The 16,664-nt window shown below is 48.5% G+C and carries 13 protein-coding genes and 1 pseudogene; 6 read left to right on the top strand and 8 right to left on the bottom strand.

Translation table 11 applies throughout. The annotated features are described in order from the left end of the window. Positions 1-19: 19 nt before the first annotated feature. The 3 genes from BMX22_RS05555 to BMX22_RS05565 all read left to right on the top strand — a co-directional run bounded on the left by BMX22_RS05555 (position 20) and on the right by BMX22_RS05565 (position 2,467). A complete protein-coding gene (locus tag BMX22_RS05555; RefSeq protein ID WP_074741437.1) occupies positions 20-1,066 on the top strand; it encodes an O-acetyl-ADP-ribose deacetylase in 1,047 nt (348 codons plus the stop codon). A 93-nt stretch (positions 1,067-1,159) separates the two neighbouring features. Beyond that, entirely contained in the window at positions 1,160-1,810 is a 651-nt protein-coding gene (locus BMX22_RS05560; RefSeq protein WP_074741439.1) for a vWA domain-containing protein, read from the top strand. Positions 1,811-1,879: 69 nt separating this feature from the next. Continuing rightward, entirely contained in the window at positions 1,880-2,467 is a 588-nt protein-coding gene (locus tag BMX22_RS05565) for a cyclase family protein (protein WP_074741441.1), read from the top strand. A 125-nt stretch (positions 2,468-2,592) separates the two neighbouring features. On the opposite strand, the gene BMX22_RS05570 is transcribed toward BMX22_RS05565, so the two are convergent. The 8 genes and pseudogenes from BMX22_RS05570 to BMX22_RS05600 form a co-directional block, all read right to left on the bottom strand. Further along, a complete protein-coding gene (locus BMX22_RS05570; protein ID WP_074741443.1) occupies positions 2,593-3,867 on the bottom strand; it encodes an FtsX-like permease family protein in 1,275 nt (424 codons plus the stop codon). After that, a complete protein-coding gene (locus BMX22_RS05575) occupies positions 3,867-4,568 on the bottom strand; it encodes an ABC transporter ATP-binding protein (RefSeq protein ID WP_074741444.1) in 702 nt (233 codons plus the stop codon). Before BMX22_RS05575 ends, BMX22_RS05570 begins: the two co-directional genes overlap by 1 nt. 38 nt (positions 4,569-4,606) lie before the next feature. Further along, entirely contained in the window at positions 4,607-4,837 is a 231-nt protein-coding gene (locus BMX22_RS16365; protein ID WP_177172972.1) for a hypothetical protein, read from the bottom strand. After that, a pseudogene (locus BMX22_RS16050) lies at positions 4,826-4,934 on the bottom strand (SDR family NAD(P)-dependent oxidoreductase); the annotation flags it as partial. The pseudogene BMX22_RS16050 and the gene BMX22_RS16365, both read right to left, overlap by 12 nt. 1 nt (position 4,935) lies before the next feature. Continuing rightward, on the bottom strand, positions 4,936-5,526 hold the full coding sequence (locus BMX22_RS05580; RefSeq protein ID WP_074741446.1) for a hypothetical protein: 591 nt from the start codon (positions 5,524-5,526) through the stop codon (positions 4,936-4,938). Positions 5,527-5,640: 114 nt separating this feature from the next. Continuing rightward, entirely contained in the window at positions 5,641-6,330 is a 690-nt protein-coding gene (locus BMX22_RS05585; RefSeq protein ID WP_074741448.1) for a M24 family metallopeptidase, read from the bottom strand. Between the two features lie 15 nt (positions 6,331-6,345). Then, the gene (locus BMX22_RS05590; RefSeq protein WP_074741450.1) at positions 6,346-6,885 is read right to left on the bottom strand and encodes a flavodoxin family protein; all 540 of its coding nucleotides are present in this window, start codon (positions 6,883-6,885) and stop codon (positions 6,346-6,348) included. Between the two features lie 753 nt (positions 6,886-7,638). After that, a complete protein-coding gene (locus tag BMX22_RS05600; RefSeq protein WP_074741454.1) occupies positions 7,639-8,442 on the bottom strand; it encodes a helix-turn-helix transcriptional regulator in 804 nt (267 codons plus the stop codon). A gap of 163 nt (positions 8,443-8,605) precedes the next feature. Between BMX22_RS05600 and BMX22_RS05605 the strand changes: the two genes are divergently transcribed. The 3 genes from BMX22_RS05605 (at position 8,606) to BMX22_RS05620 (ending at position 16,631) form a co-directional block, all read left to right on the top strand. Next, a complete protein-coding gene (locus tag BMX22_RS05605; protein ID WP_074741456.1) occupies positions 8,606-10,810 on the top strand; it encodes an AraC family transcriptional regulator in 2,205 nt (734 codons plus the stop codon). A 105-nt stretch (positions 10,811-10,915) separates the two neighbouring features. After that, entirely contained in the window at positions 10,916-13,681 is a 2,766-nt protein-coding gene (locus tag BMX22_RS16785) for a glycosyl hydrolase (RefSeq protein ID WP_318259684.1), read from the top strand. Positions 13,682-13,982: 301 nt separating this feature from the next. After that, positions 13,983-16,631 (top strand): cellulose 1,4-beta-cellobiosidase, encoded by a 2,649-nt coding sequence (locus tag BMX22_RS05620; RefSeq protein ID WP_318259685.1) that lies wholly within the window; start codon positions 13,983-13,985, stop codon positions 16,629-16,631. Positions 16,632-16,664 lie beyond the last annotated feature (33 nt).

A 16,664-nucleotide genomic window follows, 5' to 3' on the forward strand; every position in this document is an offset into this window, starting at 1 on the left:
GCATCGGGAGGTATACGCTATGCCGCTTACTATTGTCAGAAACGATATTACTAAAATGGACTGCGACGCCATTGTCAATGCCGCGAATAACTCTCTGCTCGGCGGCGGAGGCGTCGACGGAGCGATACACCGAGCCGCAGGTCCCGAGCTGCTCGCGGAGTGCCGTACCCTCGGAGGCTGCGATACGGGCAGAGCTAAGATAACCAAGGGGTACAGGCTCGCCGCTAAGTACGTGATACACACTGTCGGTCCGATATGGCAGGGCGGCGGTCACGGAGAGAGAGAGCTCCTCGCTTCGTGCTACCGCGAGAGCCTCAGACTTGCCGCGGAGAACGGCTGCAAGACTGTCGCCTTTCCGCTGATATCCGCGGGTGTGTACGGCTATCCCCGCGCCGAGGCTCTGCGTGTCGCTATGGATACGTGCAGCGATTTCCTCATGGAGCACGATATGATGATATACATCGTCGTGTTCGACAGAGGGTCGCTTCTCGTCAGTGAAAAGCTGTTCGCGGATATACGCCGTTTTGTCGATGACAACTATGTCTCCGAGCACACCGATAAGGACAGAAAACTGCGTGCCCGCCTGTTCGGCAGCTTTGCGGCTAAGTCCGAAAGCATGGAGGGGGCTGCTATGGCTGCTCCTATGGCGGCTCATTCCAATATGGCTGAGACGGTCTGCGAGGAAGCTGCGCTCCCCGACGGGCTCGCCGAAGCTATGGCGCGGATGGATGAGAGCTTCTCGCAGATGCTGCTGAGAAAGATCGACGAGAAAGGGCTGACCGATGCTCAATGCTACAAGAAAGCCAACATCGACCGCAAGCTCTTCTCGAAAATTCGCAGCGATGTAAACTACAAGCCCAAGAAAATCACCGTCATCGCTTTCGCGGCGGCGCTCGAGCTCACTATCGACGAGACCCGTGATATGCTCATGAAGGCGGGATTCGCGCTCTCGCACAGCAGCAAGTTCGACATCATCATCGAATATTTCATCTCGCACGGGCGCTACGATATCATCGAGATAAACGAGGTGCTCTTTGAGTTCGACCAGCCGCTCATAGGCGGGTAAAATGTCGCCTGTCAGGCGACCACTCCCTCCGTTGTTTATGGTATGATATAGTCACAGGGAAACCACAAACCATTTCCAACGGAGGTAATTACTATGAAAAACAACAACAACAACATCACCGAGCTCGTTTTCATCCTCGACAGAAGCGGCTCTATGGGCGGTCTCGAGGCTGACACTATCGGCGGATTCAACGGCATGATCGAAAAACAGAAAAAAGAGGAAGGCACTGCTTTTGTCTCAACTATCCTCTTCGACAACGAGAGCGAGGTCATTCACGACCGCGTGAAGCTCTCGGAAATTTCTCCCATGACAGACAAGGACTACTACGTGCGCGGCTGCACGGCTCTGCTCGACGCGATAGGCGGCGCCGTAAAGCATATCAGCAATATCCACAAGTACGCCCGCCCCGAGGACGTTCCCGAGCATACCATGTTTGTCATCACTACAGACGGTATGGAAAATGCCAGCAGCAAGTTCACCTATAAGGAGATAAAAGATCTCATCGGCAAGCAGAAGGAACTCGGCTGGGAATTCCTCTTCATCGGCGCTAATATCGACGCGGTCGAAGTCGCGGAAAAAGTCGGCATTTCCAAGGAGCGTACCGCTAATTATGTGTCCGATGCCGTTGGAACGAGCAAGGTATTTCAGGCTCTTTCCGCCCCTATCTCGGCTATGAGAAGAAATATGAAAATAGACCGCGAATGGGCTGAGACCCTTGAGGAGGATAAGGCTTCAAGAGGCTGAAACACGTGCGGCGGACAAGGTTTTGTAACAGGGCGATGACCCGTTATTCCCACGCTTTGGAGGTATCTTATGCTTATTGATATTTCGCAGGAAGTTTTCTCCTGCAATGTGTTCGAGGGAGACCCGCTTCCGATAAGGGAGCGGACGCTCCTTATCAGAAACGGCGATGCCTGCAATCTGACAAGTTTTTCAATGTGCGCCCATAACGGCACTCACGCCGACGCACCTTTCCACTTCTTCGACGGCGGCAGGACCATTGATGAAATGGGTCTCGAACCGTTTGCGGGCACGTGCTGGACTGCGCGTCATGACGGGGATATCTCCGCAGCGGACGCTGAAATGATTCTCGAGAATGCAAGGGCTGCCAATGCTGCCGAGCGGATACTCGTCGGCGGAAAGGCTGTGCTGACCGAAGAGGCTGCCGCTGTTTTCGCTGATGCCCGCATTCTCCTCTTCGGGAACGAGAGCCAGACTGTGGGTCCCGAGAACGCGCCTGAAGCTGTCCACCGCATTATGCTCGGGGCGGATATCGCTCTGCTCGAAGGGATAGTCCTCACTAATGTCCCTGAGGGAAGATATTTCCTGAGTGCTGCTCCGCTCTGTCTCGGCGGCTGTGACGGCGCTCCCTGCCGCGCTTTCCTGATAAAAGAAGATTGAATACGTACAGGCAATACCGTGCAAAGCCTTCAGGCGGTCTTTGTGCGGTGCTGCCTTACGTTTTTTTGCTCCCGAATAAGACCGCTCTTTCAGTATAACACTTCAGTATAAGCTCTTTTCCATATTTATTCTCTGTTTTTTAGTATCTCCGCAGGGGATATTTTCCTGATCTTTCTTATAAGCAGGCTGTTGATAACTGTGTAAACAAGAATGATAGCAAAGTATATCATTACATACAGATACCACGGAAAAGAAAGTTTCATAGCACAGGCAACATTCGGGATAAAGCTCGGGAATATCATATCCATAGCCTTTTTCGCAAGAGGCACGGCAATTGCTGCTCCTACTGCAACTACAAAAAGATTTCCGTTCAAATACAGCGACCGTATCTCCTTCGGACGATAGCCGAATATTTTGATAAGAGATATTCCCATTGCTGACCTGTCTATCATGACCCCCAGCATAAGATACATCACTACGCAGAATACCACTGTTCCTGCCGCGATCAGTGTTACCACAAGTGAGAACATCAGCTTTACAAATACGCTTGCACTTCTCTCTATGTCTTCCTTTGTTGTGACTGAGTACAGTCTGCCCTCGTCAATATCCAGCCTCTTATCTGAGTAAACTGTATTGAAGTAGTCCTCGTCCTTTCCGAAAAGCTCACGCATACTTCCAATGTCCATAAATATCGTAAAACCAACGGAGTAATCGCTGATATCCGTCACAGTAAAGCTGTAATCTGCGTCTGCTGCGGAGTTGCTGAACACAACTCTGTCGCCCACTTTGTAGCCGTAACGCTCCACCAGTGACGAGTTGATAACAGCCTTTGTCTTGCCTTTTTCGGGTCTGGCATCGAAATATTTGCTTTTACCGTCAATGCCGATAACAGTCACATCAAGTGTATATCCCATACAGTCTGTGCTGAGAGTTTCGATATATGCAGCCTCTCCGACTTCGGGGACTGTTTTCTCGGGATATTTGTACAGATACTGGTATTCATACTTTGTGTCGCTGACGGTATAGTCCCTGACATTGCTGCACATCACATAGCAGTCAAGTCCCAGCATGACGACCATTATCGCAACAAGCATTCCGCAGATCATCGTCACCGCAGAACGTGATTCCCTGACTAACTGACGTATCGGCTCTATCTGCGTCCCGTCGTCGGTCAGCTCGGAAATATTCTCATCAGAAAGCGGCACAAATACCGTAAACTGACCGTCCTCCACCATATTCACCGACTTGTGGTTTTCAGTTCCCCGAATTATCATTTCCGCAGAACCGACTATCGAAACTACAAGATATATCCCCATTACTATAAGGAGAAGCAGTGCGGCATATCTTCCGATATTCGTTCTGAGATCACGCAGAAGGCGTTTGCTGAGTATCTTATTCATTATAAGTCCTCCAGTTCTGCGGCAGGAACTCTCTTTTCATTCTCATATTCCTTTTTCACAAGTCCGTCCTTTATGATAATGACCTTATGCACCATATTTTTTATGGAATTATTGTGAGTAACTATCAGCATTGTAGTACCGTATTTTTCGTTTATCTTTTCAAGAAGAACAAGTATATCACGGCTGGTTTTTGAATCCAGCGCACCTGTGGGCTCATCACACAGGAGCAGCTTGGGATTCTTCACAAGTGCTCTTGCAATAGCACATCTCTGCTGTTGTACGCCCGAAAGCTGTGCAGGGAATTTATTCTGATGCTCTGTAAGCCCGAGAGTGTCCAGAAGCTCGTCTATATCAAGAGGCTTTTCGGCTATATACCGGCATATCTGTATATTCTCCCTGACAGTGAGATTGGGTACAAGATTATAGAACTGAAAGATGAATCCCAGATTATCACGCCGATAATCCGAAAGCTGTGCAGGCTTCATCCCGAATATCTCGGTCCCGTCAACTTTTATCGAACCCGAATCCATAGTATCAAGTCCGCCGATACAGTTAAGGAGCGTGGATTTCCCCGAGCCGCTTGTGCCTTGGATAACGCACATCTGTCCTCTTTCAAGTCCCGTGGAAACCCCTTTCAGCACCTGAATGTAGCTTGTATCCTTACCATAGCTTTTCTTAACGTCTTTCACCTGAAGATACATTTATATTCCTCCAATTGTAAGTATCTACTAACACATTATCAAAAGCAAAGGGAGTTCCCTCCCCGCTTTATGTTACCGAGCACCTCTATGGAATAAATGTCATCAAAAGAGATAGCAGTCTTGACAACCTTGAGTCTGCGGTATGGGGGATTGAGCTCATTCACTACTCCTTCGATGTTCGTATACGCATCAATGTCGTAGTATCTGATTTTGACAGTAGTACCTACCCGGAGCTTGTTCAGCGTGTTGGATATAGCCTTGTCTATCACGCACACCGCCGCATCATTTTCTGCGGAACTCCTCGGCTATACACTTTCCGATACCATTTGCACCGCCTGTTACTACGGCTACTTTGTTTTTGAACATACTATCGCTGTTCATTCTTTTTTGGCCTCGATTCCCCAAAGCTACTAAAAACCTTTTCCCATTTTACTGCTGGATAACGCCATTTATATGTTTTATGCTCATCATAATTGTATTTCAGGTATTTGCGAGCAAGTAACTCGCGCTCCTTGAAGTATTCATCTCGATTAGCATTTTCAAGTTCTTTTGCTTCTTGAATTGCTTTTGATATATCATTAATTCCGTTCAGTATTCCTCTCGTAAAATGCAACTCATAAGCACATTTGTAGTCTAAATACGCTTCCAAAAAATCCGAGTTGTTCATTTCGTTTTCGTCATCTAATGCGATTATACAGCTGCCAGTAAAGTATACAGGAACTTTGTTAGAATACTTTTCATCATCCAAGAAAATACGCTCTTTTATTATTCCCCAAAGCTGCTTTTTTTCAACACTATAAACCGCTTCATAACCGCGCCAGCAACTTGAACAGAACCCCCTACTTACTTTAGGTATGTTAAAACGTCCGTAATCAATGATTTGTTTTCCTTTTTCCACGTCAATCAAGGTAAACCTTTGCCCCTTGTAATAAAAATAATCTCTTGATTGCATTGTCATAGTTATCACCTCAAACTATCCAATTTATTCCCTTAGCAATACGCTTCTCAGGCTCATTGAAGTGTCCGCCGTCGTTCTATCCAAAGATATGACGGGACACATATTTATCGCCGCTTAAAGATCTCTCAGCTTTCCGCCTGAAAAGTAATAAATATTCTCTTTCTTATACCCATATTTCGAGCCTTTGACGCTGATATGCGGCTCAAAAGTGAAATAATCCACTGACGAAAGCAGTGCAGTGTTGCCATTTTCGATGTAAATACGGTCGTTTTTGTCCTTTACGATCGAGTGACCGAGATTGCCGAGAAAGTCAAGGTTGATAAATCCGCGATTAGTTATTAGCTGATTGATATGGAAATACAGCTCCTCAAATGTAGTCTGCGGAGTCGCAAAGCTGAGCAGTTCAGCGTGAAGTTTCTCCTCCATAAGCAGACCGTTCCGCCATTCATCACTGCGGATACTGCTTATATCGTCAACTACTTTGCCGCCCTCGAGAATTATCGTTCTTGCGTAGTCGCCCCATATATTGTCGTTCTGTTGACTGAGGTCGATAGTTATGATGTCGTCAGCAGCGATAAGTCGGTCGGAGGTCACATACTCTCTGCCCGAGACTGATACTGTGGTCTCGTCACCTGAGAATACAAATGCACCAATGTCCCAGTACCAGAACGAATCTGCTCCCAACGCAAGCATTTTATCCTCGCAAAGGCGACGTACCTCGGTCAGCTTCACACCTGTATGTATCTCATTTTTTATGTATTCTATCGTGTCTTTCGCTATCTTCTGTACTTCGGAGTATCTCATACGATCGCCTTCTTTCTATACTAATGAATTTCCCAGCTCATACGCCTCTTCCGGCGCAGAGCTATTTTCAATGTCACCTATGTCTTTTACTCCGCGAACAAGTACAGTGCCGATACTTTTAAGCTTGAAGAAGTCCAAAACCATTTGGTACTGCATCAGTATCGGATCAAACAGATTCGGGAGCTGTGCTGCTCCTACAAGCAAAAGTCCGAGTTTCTTGATATGAAACGTGTTCCTCATGGGAGTGTGAAGCCTGTCCACGATAGCTTTCAGCTGTGCGCTGATACCATAGAAATATACAGGCGAGGCAATGACGACAATATCCGCATTCCTTAGCTTCTCATATATCTTCACCATGTCATCATCCTGGAAACATTTATTGCCTTCGCGCACGAAACAGCTGTTACAGCCTATGCAGGGATTGACATTATAATCGGCAACAGACACTATCTCAACGTTATTATTCTGGACAGCTCCATCTGCAAAGCTCTGTGCCAACTGCGCAGTATTGCCGTTTATTCTCATACTGCCTACAAGTATTACTATGTTGCTCATTTCAGCCCCCACTAATCTCAAAACTTATATGCATATTATAGCACATTACGGATAGTATGTAAATATAAAAAACAGAAACGCAAACTAGTGCCATTTGCCTTATATGGAGAATAAATTCAAATGATAAAAGCTTTAGAGTTTGCCTTGTGAATCCCACTGCTGAATAGTGAGTGCGTCATTTGGAGTAATGCCCTCAATGTCATCAACATCTGCATTTAGCTTACCTTGTTCCGTGAGTTCATATTTGTCACGGTTACCAATGAACTGGAGAATTGTTACAGCATCAGCAACTGTAGTTCTGCCCACTTACCGTTAACAGGTTCTATTTCCCAATCAGACGGATATCCAAATTCATCAGGTGTGATCTCTTCTGATAGCGCTGTATTGATATTTACATAGAATGTGAAATAGGGATATGCTTCATCTTTGATGAATTTCTTATAAGCGCCATAATCAGGCGAACAATAATTATTGCCTGTGTAAAAAGCGGGATGAGTATTCAGATAATTCTCGAATTTTACTGAGTCATCTATTGCATCATCATCGAAACTACATTCAACCAACTCATCTTTTTTAACGCATAGAATGTTCCGAAAGTCGTGTTAAGAGAAAGAAACTCTTAATTTTTTACCATAATAATGCTGCCTGCGAGCAGTTTCACAGCGAGATGAAAACAAATATGGAGATCGAGAATCTGCAAAACGGCAAATCTGAAGTCAACGCACTGATTCTGATTGCAGGATATCTGACTGATCAGGTTTTATTATGTTCGATTTTCTTCTTTCTGAATACGGCAGGCATAAGACCGGTTTTTTCGCGAAAAAGCTTCACAAAGTGTGACGCGCTGCCATATCCGCAGGTCTCGGCTATGCCCTCTATTCTGGAGTCAGTCATGGTCAGGAGTTCGCAGCTGCGCTGAATGCGGCTGTCAATGATGTCCTGCATCATGGTCGAGCCGAATGCCGTGATGTAAAGGTGCTGGAAGCGAGAACGGCTAATACCAAGCTCGTCAGCGAAGAAGTCGGCGTTCCATTCCTGTTCAGGCCAGCGAAATATGGATTCACGTATCCACAAAAGGGTGTGCATATACTTGGTCTCCGTAAGAAATGAATCACTGTAATGGAATATCATCTGGTCGTTGAATTTGTATAGTATCATGCGCAGATACAACGAGACTATCTCATTGCGTTTTTGATGTGCGGAGTAGAATTCGAAGCATATATTCCGCATGATAGCGGAAGCAGCGTTCACATCTCCGATATGGACAGGTTTGTTCAGAGGTATATCAAGCTCCTTGAAGAGCCTCATGTCCTCCTCGTCCGGGAAAAAGTGGAGCCAGTCGTCGATGTATATGTCGCCGTCAGCGGAGTATTTCAGCGGCGCATGGAGCGGAAAAATGATATACGAGCCTGCCTTTGTGTGTATCTCCTCGCCGTCAATACAGAAAACAGCAGGAGTTTTCACTATGAGCAGCAGCCAGTCGCCTGAACCGTCCGGACGGTCTACTGCGAATCGTTCGTCATGTATATGATGATATCCTACGCACAGACATTTCATTTTCATCACCTCTATATTGATTTTATCATAATTATGGTAGAAAAGCCAACGAAAATATTGCATTTGTGCTATTATCGTAGCACAAATACGCATTTACTTTTTCAACAGTCTGCGATAGAATAATAGTAAGAGAAAGACGTTTTCCCAGAAGGAGGTGCGGAATATGACAGCTAAAGGCAGATTCGGGCTTGTTATACCCGAAATAAACAGTCCTCTCGACCGTGATTTCGTCGAGGGAGTCTATGCTCAGGCAAAGGCGCTCGGTTATGACATCATAGTTTATACAGGTCTATACAACTGCCTGCGTGAATATCGCTATGATTCGTATATTTCGGGCCTTGAGAATATATACACGCTCATATGTGTGCACAGGCTTGACGGTATCATTTTTGCTGAAGAACGCTTTCACACGCAGGATGTCATCGACAAGATAAACGGTTATCTCATGCAGACTGACACGCCGTACCTCGTGCTTGGCAGCAGTTCTGAGATTGCAAACAACATGAACGCTGACGAGTACGGTAGTATGTATCGTATAACTCGGCACATGACTGACGAGCACGGCTGTAAAAAGCTGTATTGTCTTGCAGGGGTGCCGAACCATAAGTCTTCCGAGGAGCGCGTCCGCGGATTTGTGGACGCCTGCAAAGACTGTGGTATAATCGTCGCTGACAGTGATATCCGCTATGGCTGGTTCTGGAAGGATATTCCCGCGCAGCTCGGTCGTGAAATTGCTGACGGAACTGTCGGATGTCCGGATGCTGTAGTCTGCTGCAATGACGTAATGGCTGCCGCACTGATAGATAGCCTGAAACAAAATGGGATAAGAGTGCCCGAGGATGTGAAGGTCACTGGCTTTGACGGCGGCTGGGACAGCCTGATATGCCAGCCTTCCGTGACAACGATAGCGGGACGTGACAAACAGTTCGGCGCAGATGCAGTATGCCGTCTTTACGCAATGACGGCAGGCATCATGCCCAAGCAGGAGCTTTTCGGACAAAGCATACGCTTCGGAAGAAGCTGCGGCTGCTGCAAGGAATCGACACTGGAACCGCATCTCATAGAAATGATAATGATGAACCGTGAGAAGCGGACTTTCATCGCGACCGACTTTATCCACCGTATGTCCGATGCACAGTCCGTATCCGAGCTGTCAGAGCATATCAATGAGGTGTGTCACATCTTCAAGGGAGTGAAATGGCTCGATGTCTGCCTTTGCAGCGACTGGCAGGGCGATATGAACAATCCCGACGATTTCAGGCAGTACGGCTATTCTGACGAGATGTTTATGCTGCTTTCAAGGCGGGAGGATAACAGCGGAAAAGCTTTCTTCAGCTTCCCGACAGCACAGGTCTTGCCCGCGCTCTGCGAACCGCATGAGCCTCATCTTGTGATGCTGACCTCACTGCATTGCAGTGGTCAGATATTTGGATACACAGCTACAGCTTACACTGACCTTGCTTTCCTTGCCGCAGACGAATACTTCGTGAGCTGGTGCGATTCCGTGGCAAACGGAGTCAAGAGCCTGCAAAAGAGGCTGTTTGAGCGGTACTTCAGCAAGCAGCTCGAGAAGCTTTCGGAGACCGATCCGGTCACCGGCATATTCAACAGGCGTGGATTCATTATTCACATCCCCGAGATGCTTAATCAGTACAACAACGAGGGCAGAAAAAGCTACTTGCTTCTTATCACATACTACCCCGAAAAAATCGGTGCGGTAGATCCGAGATCTGCTATTGACGGTATCCTCACTGAGCTTTGTATACACCGGCTGTGTGCGAGAATAGGCGAGAACACCTACGCCGTGATGATTCCGTCTGAGGACGCGGAAGGGATAGCCAACACCTCCGAAAATCTTATAGCGGCAGTTGAATCAGCTCTGCTTGACAGATTCGGAGATATAAGGCTGCCGGAGTTTGTCACTTGCACCGCAGTTTTTGGTTCTTCGGAAAGTTCGGAGATAGAGCGGGTGGTCGATGAGGCTGTGCAGTTCCTGACAGACAGAAAAAAAGCCGCAGAGAGCAATTTCACTGATTACAGAGAGCTTATCTATCGTCTCAGGCGGAACATTGTCTCACAGCCGCAGAGAGACTGGGAAATCGAGAACATCTCCCATGATATAGGGATAAGCAAAAGTCACCTGCAAAGGCTGTACAAGCAGCTTTTCTCAACCAGCATCAAGGACGATGTGATAACTTCGAGGATAAAACGTGCAATGCAGCTGCTTGAACACACGGATATGCGTATCGCCGAGATAGCAGAGCAGTGCGGCTATAACAACGAGAACCACTTCATGCGGCAGTTCAAGGAGAAAACAGGCATGACTGCTGCACAGTTCAGACGTGAAAAACGGTCGTTGACACTGTGAGGAATGCTTCAAAATGTCATAAATAGTACGCAAAATGTCACTCCAATCCGTGACCCGGTGTGTTATAGTAAATTCAGACGATTCTTTTACAGGAGGTTGGTAAATATGAAAAAAATAATCTCATCAGTTCTCGCGGCAGCGATAACTTTCAGCAGTTTTGCGACAGTAAGCCCCGGTATGTTCAGACAGGGAAGCTGGTATAACGAGGCTTATGCCGCAGATTCATTCTTCGGGGGAGCCAATCCTGTGATAAGCAGAGGGGTTCCAGCATACTCTGGCAAGTCTGACAGTGCCTCCTCGGGCAATGACGAGCATTACTTCACATCGTGGAGCTCATCTTCGGGCGATTACCTTGCGTATGACCTGTCGGGTGTACCGCAGTCACAGCGCAAAAAGGTACTTGCGGCATGGTATAATCTCAGCAGCTATGACAATCTCGGTGCATACGCGAGCAGAAATGCTGAGCCGATCGACTATACGATAGAAGTCAACAAAGCTCAGGGCGGAAGCTATCCCTCATCGGGCTGGGAAGTTGTCGAGACTGTCGAGGGAAACGGTCTGAGTTCACGTCAGCACATTGTTGATATGGACGGCTACAACTGGATACGCATGAATATCACCAAGGCTTACGGCGATAAGGTAACGCTCAATCTTGACATTCACGACGCCTCGCAGGGCGTGTTCGACAGCTGGATATTCTTCGGTGATTCCATAACTGCAGGCGGCATGGTAAACGCCTACGGCACGAGCTATGCAAACTATGTCAACCAGATAGACAGCCGATTCTTCCCTGTACAGGAAAATGGCGGTATAGGCGGCATAACCAGTAAGGACGGCAAAGAGCACATCGACCAATGGCTCAGCGGCAGTCCTGTCCATTTTGTGAGCATAGCCTACGGCACGAACGACTGCTGGGGCAATCCCAACAATGTGCAGAGCTATTACAGCAACACAAAGTATATGATAGACGCGATAATAAAGGCGGGTAAGGTGCCTGTACTGCCGAAGATACCTTCTTCAACGAACAATGACGTTGGAAACAACGTCGGCTACTACAATGCAATGGTGGACAAGCTCTATGACGAATACGGCGACAAGCTCGTTCACGGTCCCGATTTCGACGACTTCTTCAAAAAGAATACGTGGGGACTCAGTGCAGACGGCGTTCATCCGAACTCTGAGGGCTACGAGGCGATGAAGAAACTCTGGGCGGAAACTATGTACGAGAATGTGTACAAGAAAATAGGCAGCCAGCCTCATACGCCTGAGACCGTGAAAGGCGACGTCAACGACGACGGAGAGTTCTCCGCGGCAGACCTCGTAACTTTGCAGAAGTATCTGCTCGGCTACAAAAATGCAGAGCTGAGTAACTGGCAGGCTGGCGACCTCTGTGAGGACGGAAGGATAGACGCCTTTGATCTCGTTGCAATGAGAAAGCTTATCATCTCCAAGGACGAGCCTCAGACTCCGGATACTCCGCACACCGAGTTCAAGGCTGTATACGAAGCCGAGAACGCGAAGCTCTCGGGCGCGAATACTATAATCGCGGATCAGGGAGCTTCGGGCGGCAAGGCGGTTGGAAACTTTGCCGACAACAGCGATAACCTCACATTTACCATAGAAGTACCTACAGCAGGAAGCTACTGCCTGACATTCACATCAAAGGGACTTGGAGGAAACAAGTACAACGAGATACTTGTCGATAATGAGAATGTCGGCGGATTCGACAGCGTTGGAGACAGGTTCACGGATACAGCGCTCCGCCGCGTAATGCTCAAGGCAGGCAAGCACACGGTCTCTGTGAAGAAGTCATGGGGGTGGATAACTATGGATAAGCTGACTGTCACCGAGGACGAGGCTATCTCTGCGAACGTCTACAAGGTAGATAAAAAGCTCATAAATCCCAAGGCTGACGATAACGCAAAGGAGCTGTTCAGCTACCTCTGCGATTCATACGGCAAGTACACCCTTGCAGGTCAGGTCTGCAATGACGGTCTGAACGGAGAAGAATTCAAGGCTATATACGAGGTGACAGGAAAGTATCCTGCTATCGTTGGACTTGATATGATGGACTACTGTCCTTCGCGTCAGGCTAAGGGAGCAAGATCAAATGCGGTCGAAACAGCTATAGACTTCCACAAGCACGGCGGTATCTCCACGTTCTGCTGGCACTGGAACGCACCTGATAAATATATGAAGCCGGGCGACACCGAGCAGGGAACTCCGCGCTGGTGGGGAGGCTTCAACACCTCGAATACAAACTTTGATATTGCCGCTGTTATGGACGGACGTGACCCTGAGGGCAAAGCTCTCATCGATGCTGACATCGCCGAGATAGCAAAGCAGCTCAACCGACTTCGTGACGCAGGAGTCCCCGTGCTGTGGAGGCCTCTGCACGAGGCATCAGGCGGCTGGTTCTGGTGGGGAGCCAAGGGACCTGATGCATACAAGAAGCTCTGGTATTACCTCTACGACGAGCTTACCAACAAGTACGGCTGTACAAATCTTATATGGGTATGGAACGGTCAGAACCCCGAATGGTATCCCGGAGACGAATATGTTGACGTCATCGGCGAGGATATCTACGCAGGCGAACACAGCTACGGCGCTCAGAACGCGAAGTTCTCGGAGCTGCTCGAATATCCGGATACAAATAAGCTCATTGCCCTGACCGAGAACGGTACTGTTTTCGATATTGACAACGTCGTTGCTGCAAATTCGCGCTGGTCGTGGTTTGGAACATGGTGCGGAGACTTCGTAGTCAGAAACGGCAGATACAACGAAGCCTACACTGAAAAAAACGTCATGAGCAAGACCTACAACAGCGAGTACGTCATCACTCTCGACGAGCTGCCATGGTATAAGAAGTAAGCGAAGCAAATTATCAAGTGGTTACAGAGCATCCGGGTATCTGCACAACCGCCCGGATACTGAAGTAATAATTGGCTGAACATCGGATATCAGCCAAGATAGATTCCTTTTATCCGAAAGTATTTGTAAGGGACAAATCAGAAAAAGAAAGCGTATCGGAAATACTGGTACGCTTCCTTTTTTTTCAGCTTTTTTATGAGACAAAATGTGTGTTTTTAGGTCCGTTTTATCATTGAGTTTGTTCATGGTTTGTTTTAAAATAAAAGCATAGGGAAACACGTTTTCAGAGAGGAGAATGTATATGCAAATCAGGAAAATCAGTTCATTCGCGGCTTCTGCTTTGATAGCTGCAAGCATTGTTCCTGCAGGACTCAGAGTATCGCCGGCAGCTGCGAAGTACGGCACAGGCAAGAACATCGTAGAGCATCTTGACCGCGGCATCTATGCGGTCAAAAACGGCAACGGTATGTTCGTCAGCTGGCGCTGGAATGCCGATGACGCAGACAATGCGGAGTTCCGCCTGTACCGCGACGGTCAGCTCGTATACACGAGCAAGGCAGGTACAGGTGCGACGTGCTATCAGGACAATGGCGGAAATGCAAATTCAAAGTACCGTGTAGACACCGTTGTGAACGGCGAGGTGGCAGCATCGGAGGAATGTAAATTCAGGTCCGGTACGAACTATTTCGATATTCCGCTCAGTCAGCCGGGCTCGCAGTATACTCCAAACGATTGCTGCGTGGGAGATGTTGACGGCGACGGTCAGTACGAGATATTCCTCAAGTGGGAGGGCAAGGCACTCGATAACTCGCAGTCGGGCGTGACAGATAACGTCTACATTGACTGTATAACACTCGACGGACGTCGGCTATGGCGCGTGGATATGGGAAAAAATATCCGTGCAGGTCAGCACTACACGCAGATGTGCGTAGCAGATTTCGACTGCGACGGAAAGGCTGAGCTCATTACCAAGACAGCCGACGGAACAAAGGACGGCAAGGGCAAGGTCATAGGTGACGGCTCAAAGGACTACCGCAACGGAGGCGGCTATATCCTCTCGGGCAATGAATATATGACGCTGTTCGACGGTCAGACAGGCGCTGCTCTTGATACGATAAACTTCCCTGTACCACGCGGAAATGTCGGCTCGTGGGGAGACAACTACGGCAACCGTGTCGACCGCTTCAACAGTGGTATCGCATACCTCGACGGCGTTCACCCGTCAGCGATATACAACCGCGGCTACTACACGCGAATGACAATATCTGCAATAGATGTTGTAGACAAGAAGCTGTCCGTGCGCTGGATATTCGACTCCAACAACAGCGACTCAAAGGCAGCAGCAGGTCAGGGCAACCACAACCTCATGGTCGGAGACGTTGACGCTGACGGCAGGCAGGAGATATGCATGGGTGACTGTGTTATCGACGATAACGGCAAGCTCCTGTGGTCGTCAGGCAAGGGACACGGCGACGCGATGCATCTCGGCGACTTCATTCCCGAGCGCGCAGGACTGGAACTCTGGCAGTGTCATGAGCACGGTCCGACTTATGGCGTGACCCTCTTTGACGCTAAGGACGGCAAGGTCATCTTCCACAAGGACGGTGACAAGGACACCGGACGCTGCTGTGCAGACAACGTATTTGCGGGAAATAAAGGCGCGGAATTCTGGGGCGCAAGACCCGCAAAGACTGTTCTTGACCAGAACGGAAACAAGATATCCGGTCTCAGCCTTTCGATGAACTTTCTAATCTACTGGGACGGCGACCTTGAACGTGAGCTGTTCAGCGGAACTACCATTAGCAAGATGACTTCCACAAGTAAGATAGACTACCTCCTCAATGCTGACGGCTGTGCTTCTAACAACAGCACAAAGGCTGTTCCCTGCATGACTGTTGACCTTTTCGGTGACTGGCGTGAGGAACTTTTAATGCGAACTTCAGATAACAAGAAGCTGCGAATCTGGTGCACTACTTCTCCCACTGACGTCCGCCTGACCACACTTATGCACGATGTTCAGTATCGCTCACAGAACTGCTGTCAGCAGTCCTCCTACAATCAGCCGCCTCATGTCAGCTTTTTCCTCGGTACAGGCTACCAGCTTCCTGAGCGTCCCGCTGTCAAAGTCCTTGGCGGCTCAGAGGTCGGGGTAAAGCCATTCGAGATAGCCGACGGCAAGCTTGTGAAGTCGCTCAAAGTCAACGATACAGCCGCACAGTACAACTGGGCAATCGAGCAGGGACTTGACGTTGGCAATGAAGTGTTCGGTGACAGGCAGTTCAGATTCACTTCTGTCCCAGAGGAACTCAGGGGAGCTGAATGGATAAGGACAGCGTGCGATTCCAAGAAGTTCACTTCCGACGAGGCGACCTTCACAGCCGCTCAGGATATCACCGTTTTTGTCGGAGTAGATACCCGCGCCGAATCAAATGCAGGCTGGCTCTCGGACTGGACTAAGACTGAGATGACGATGACCGATGACGGCAATCCGAACATCACATACAATGTCTACCGAAAGGACGCAAAGAGCGGTCAACAGGTAGCTCTCGGGGCGATAAATATGACGACTGCGGTCAACTACGTTGTTGCAGTTACCGAATACCGCGAGCCCGTCACCACCACAACTTCAACTACAACTGCAACTACCGCTGCCGAAGCAACGGTTTCCACGGCTTCTGAGAATACCACAACAACAAGTGAGACAACTCAGACGACAACGGAAGCAGTTGAGCCGCCGCTGCTCGGCGATGTCAATCTCGACGGTCATATTTCTATATCCGATGCAGTAGCAATACTCCAGTACATCGCAAACAAAGACAAATTCCCGCTTTCTGCCGAAGCTGCTGATAATGCTGATGTGTATAACCGCGGCGACGGTATAACCGCAGGCGACGCTCTTTCGATACAGAAGCTCGATGCAGGGATCCTTACAGAGCTTCCGGAATCATAACAAACTGTCAGACTGACGGCACGGAGGTATCAT

Origin of the sequence: Ruminococcus sp. YRD2003 (assembly GCA_900109435.1) — a bacterium.
Lineage (GTDB): Bacteria > Bacillota > Clostridia > Oscillospirales > Ruminococcaceae > Ruminococcus > Ruminococcus flavefaciens_G.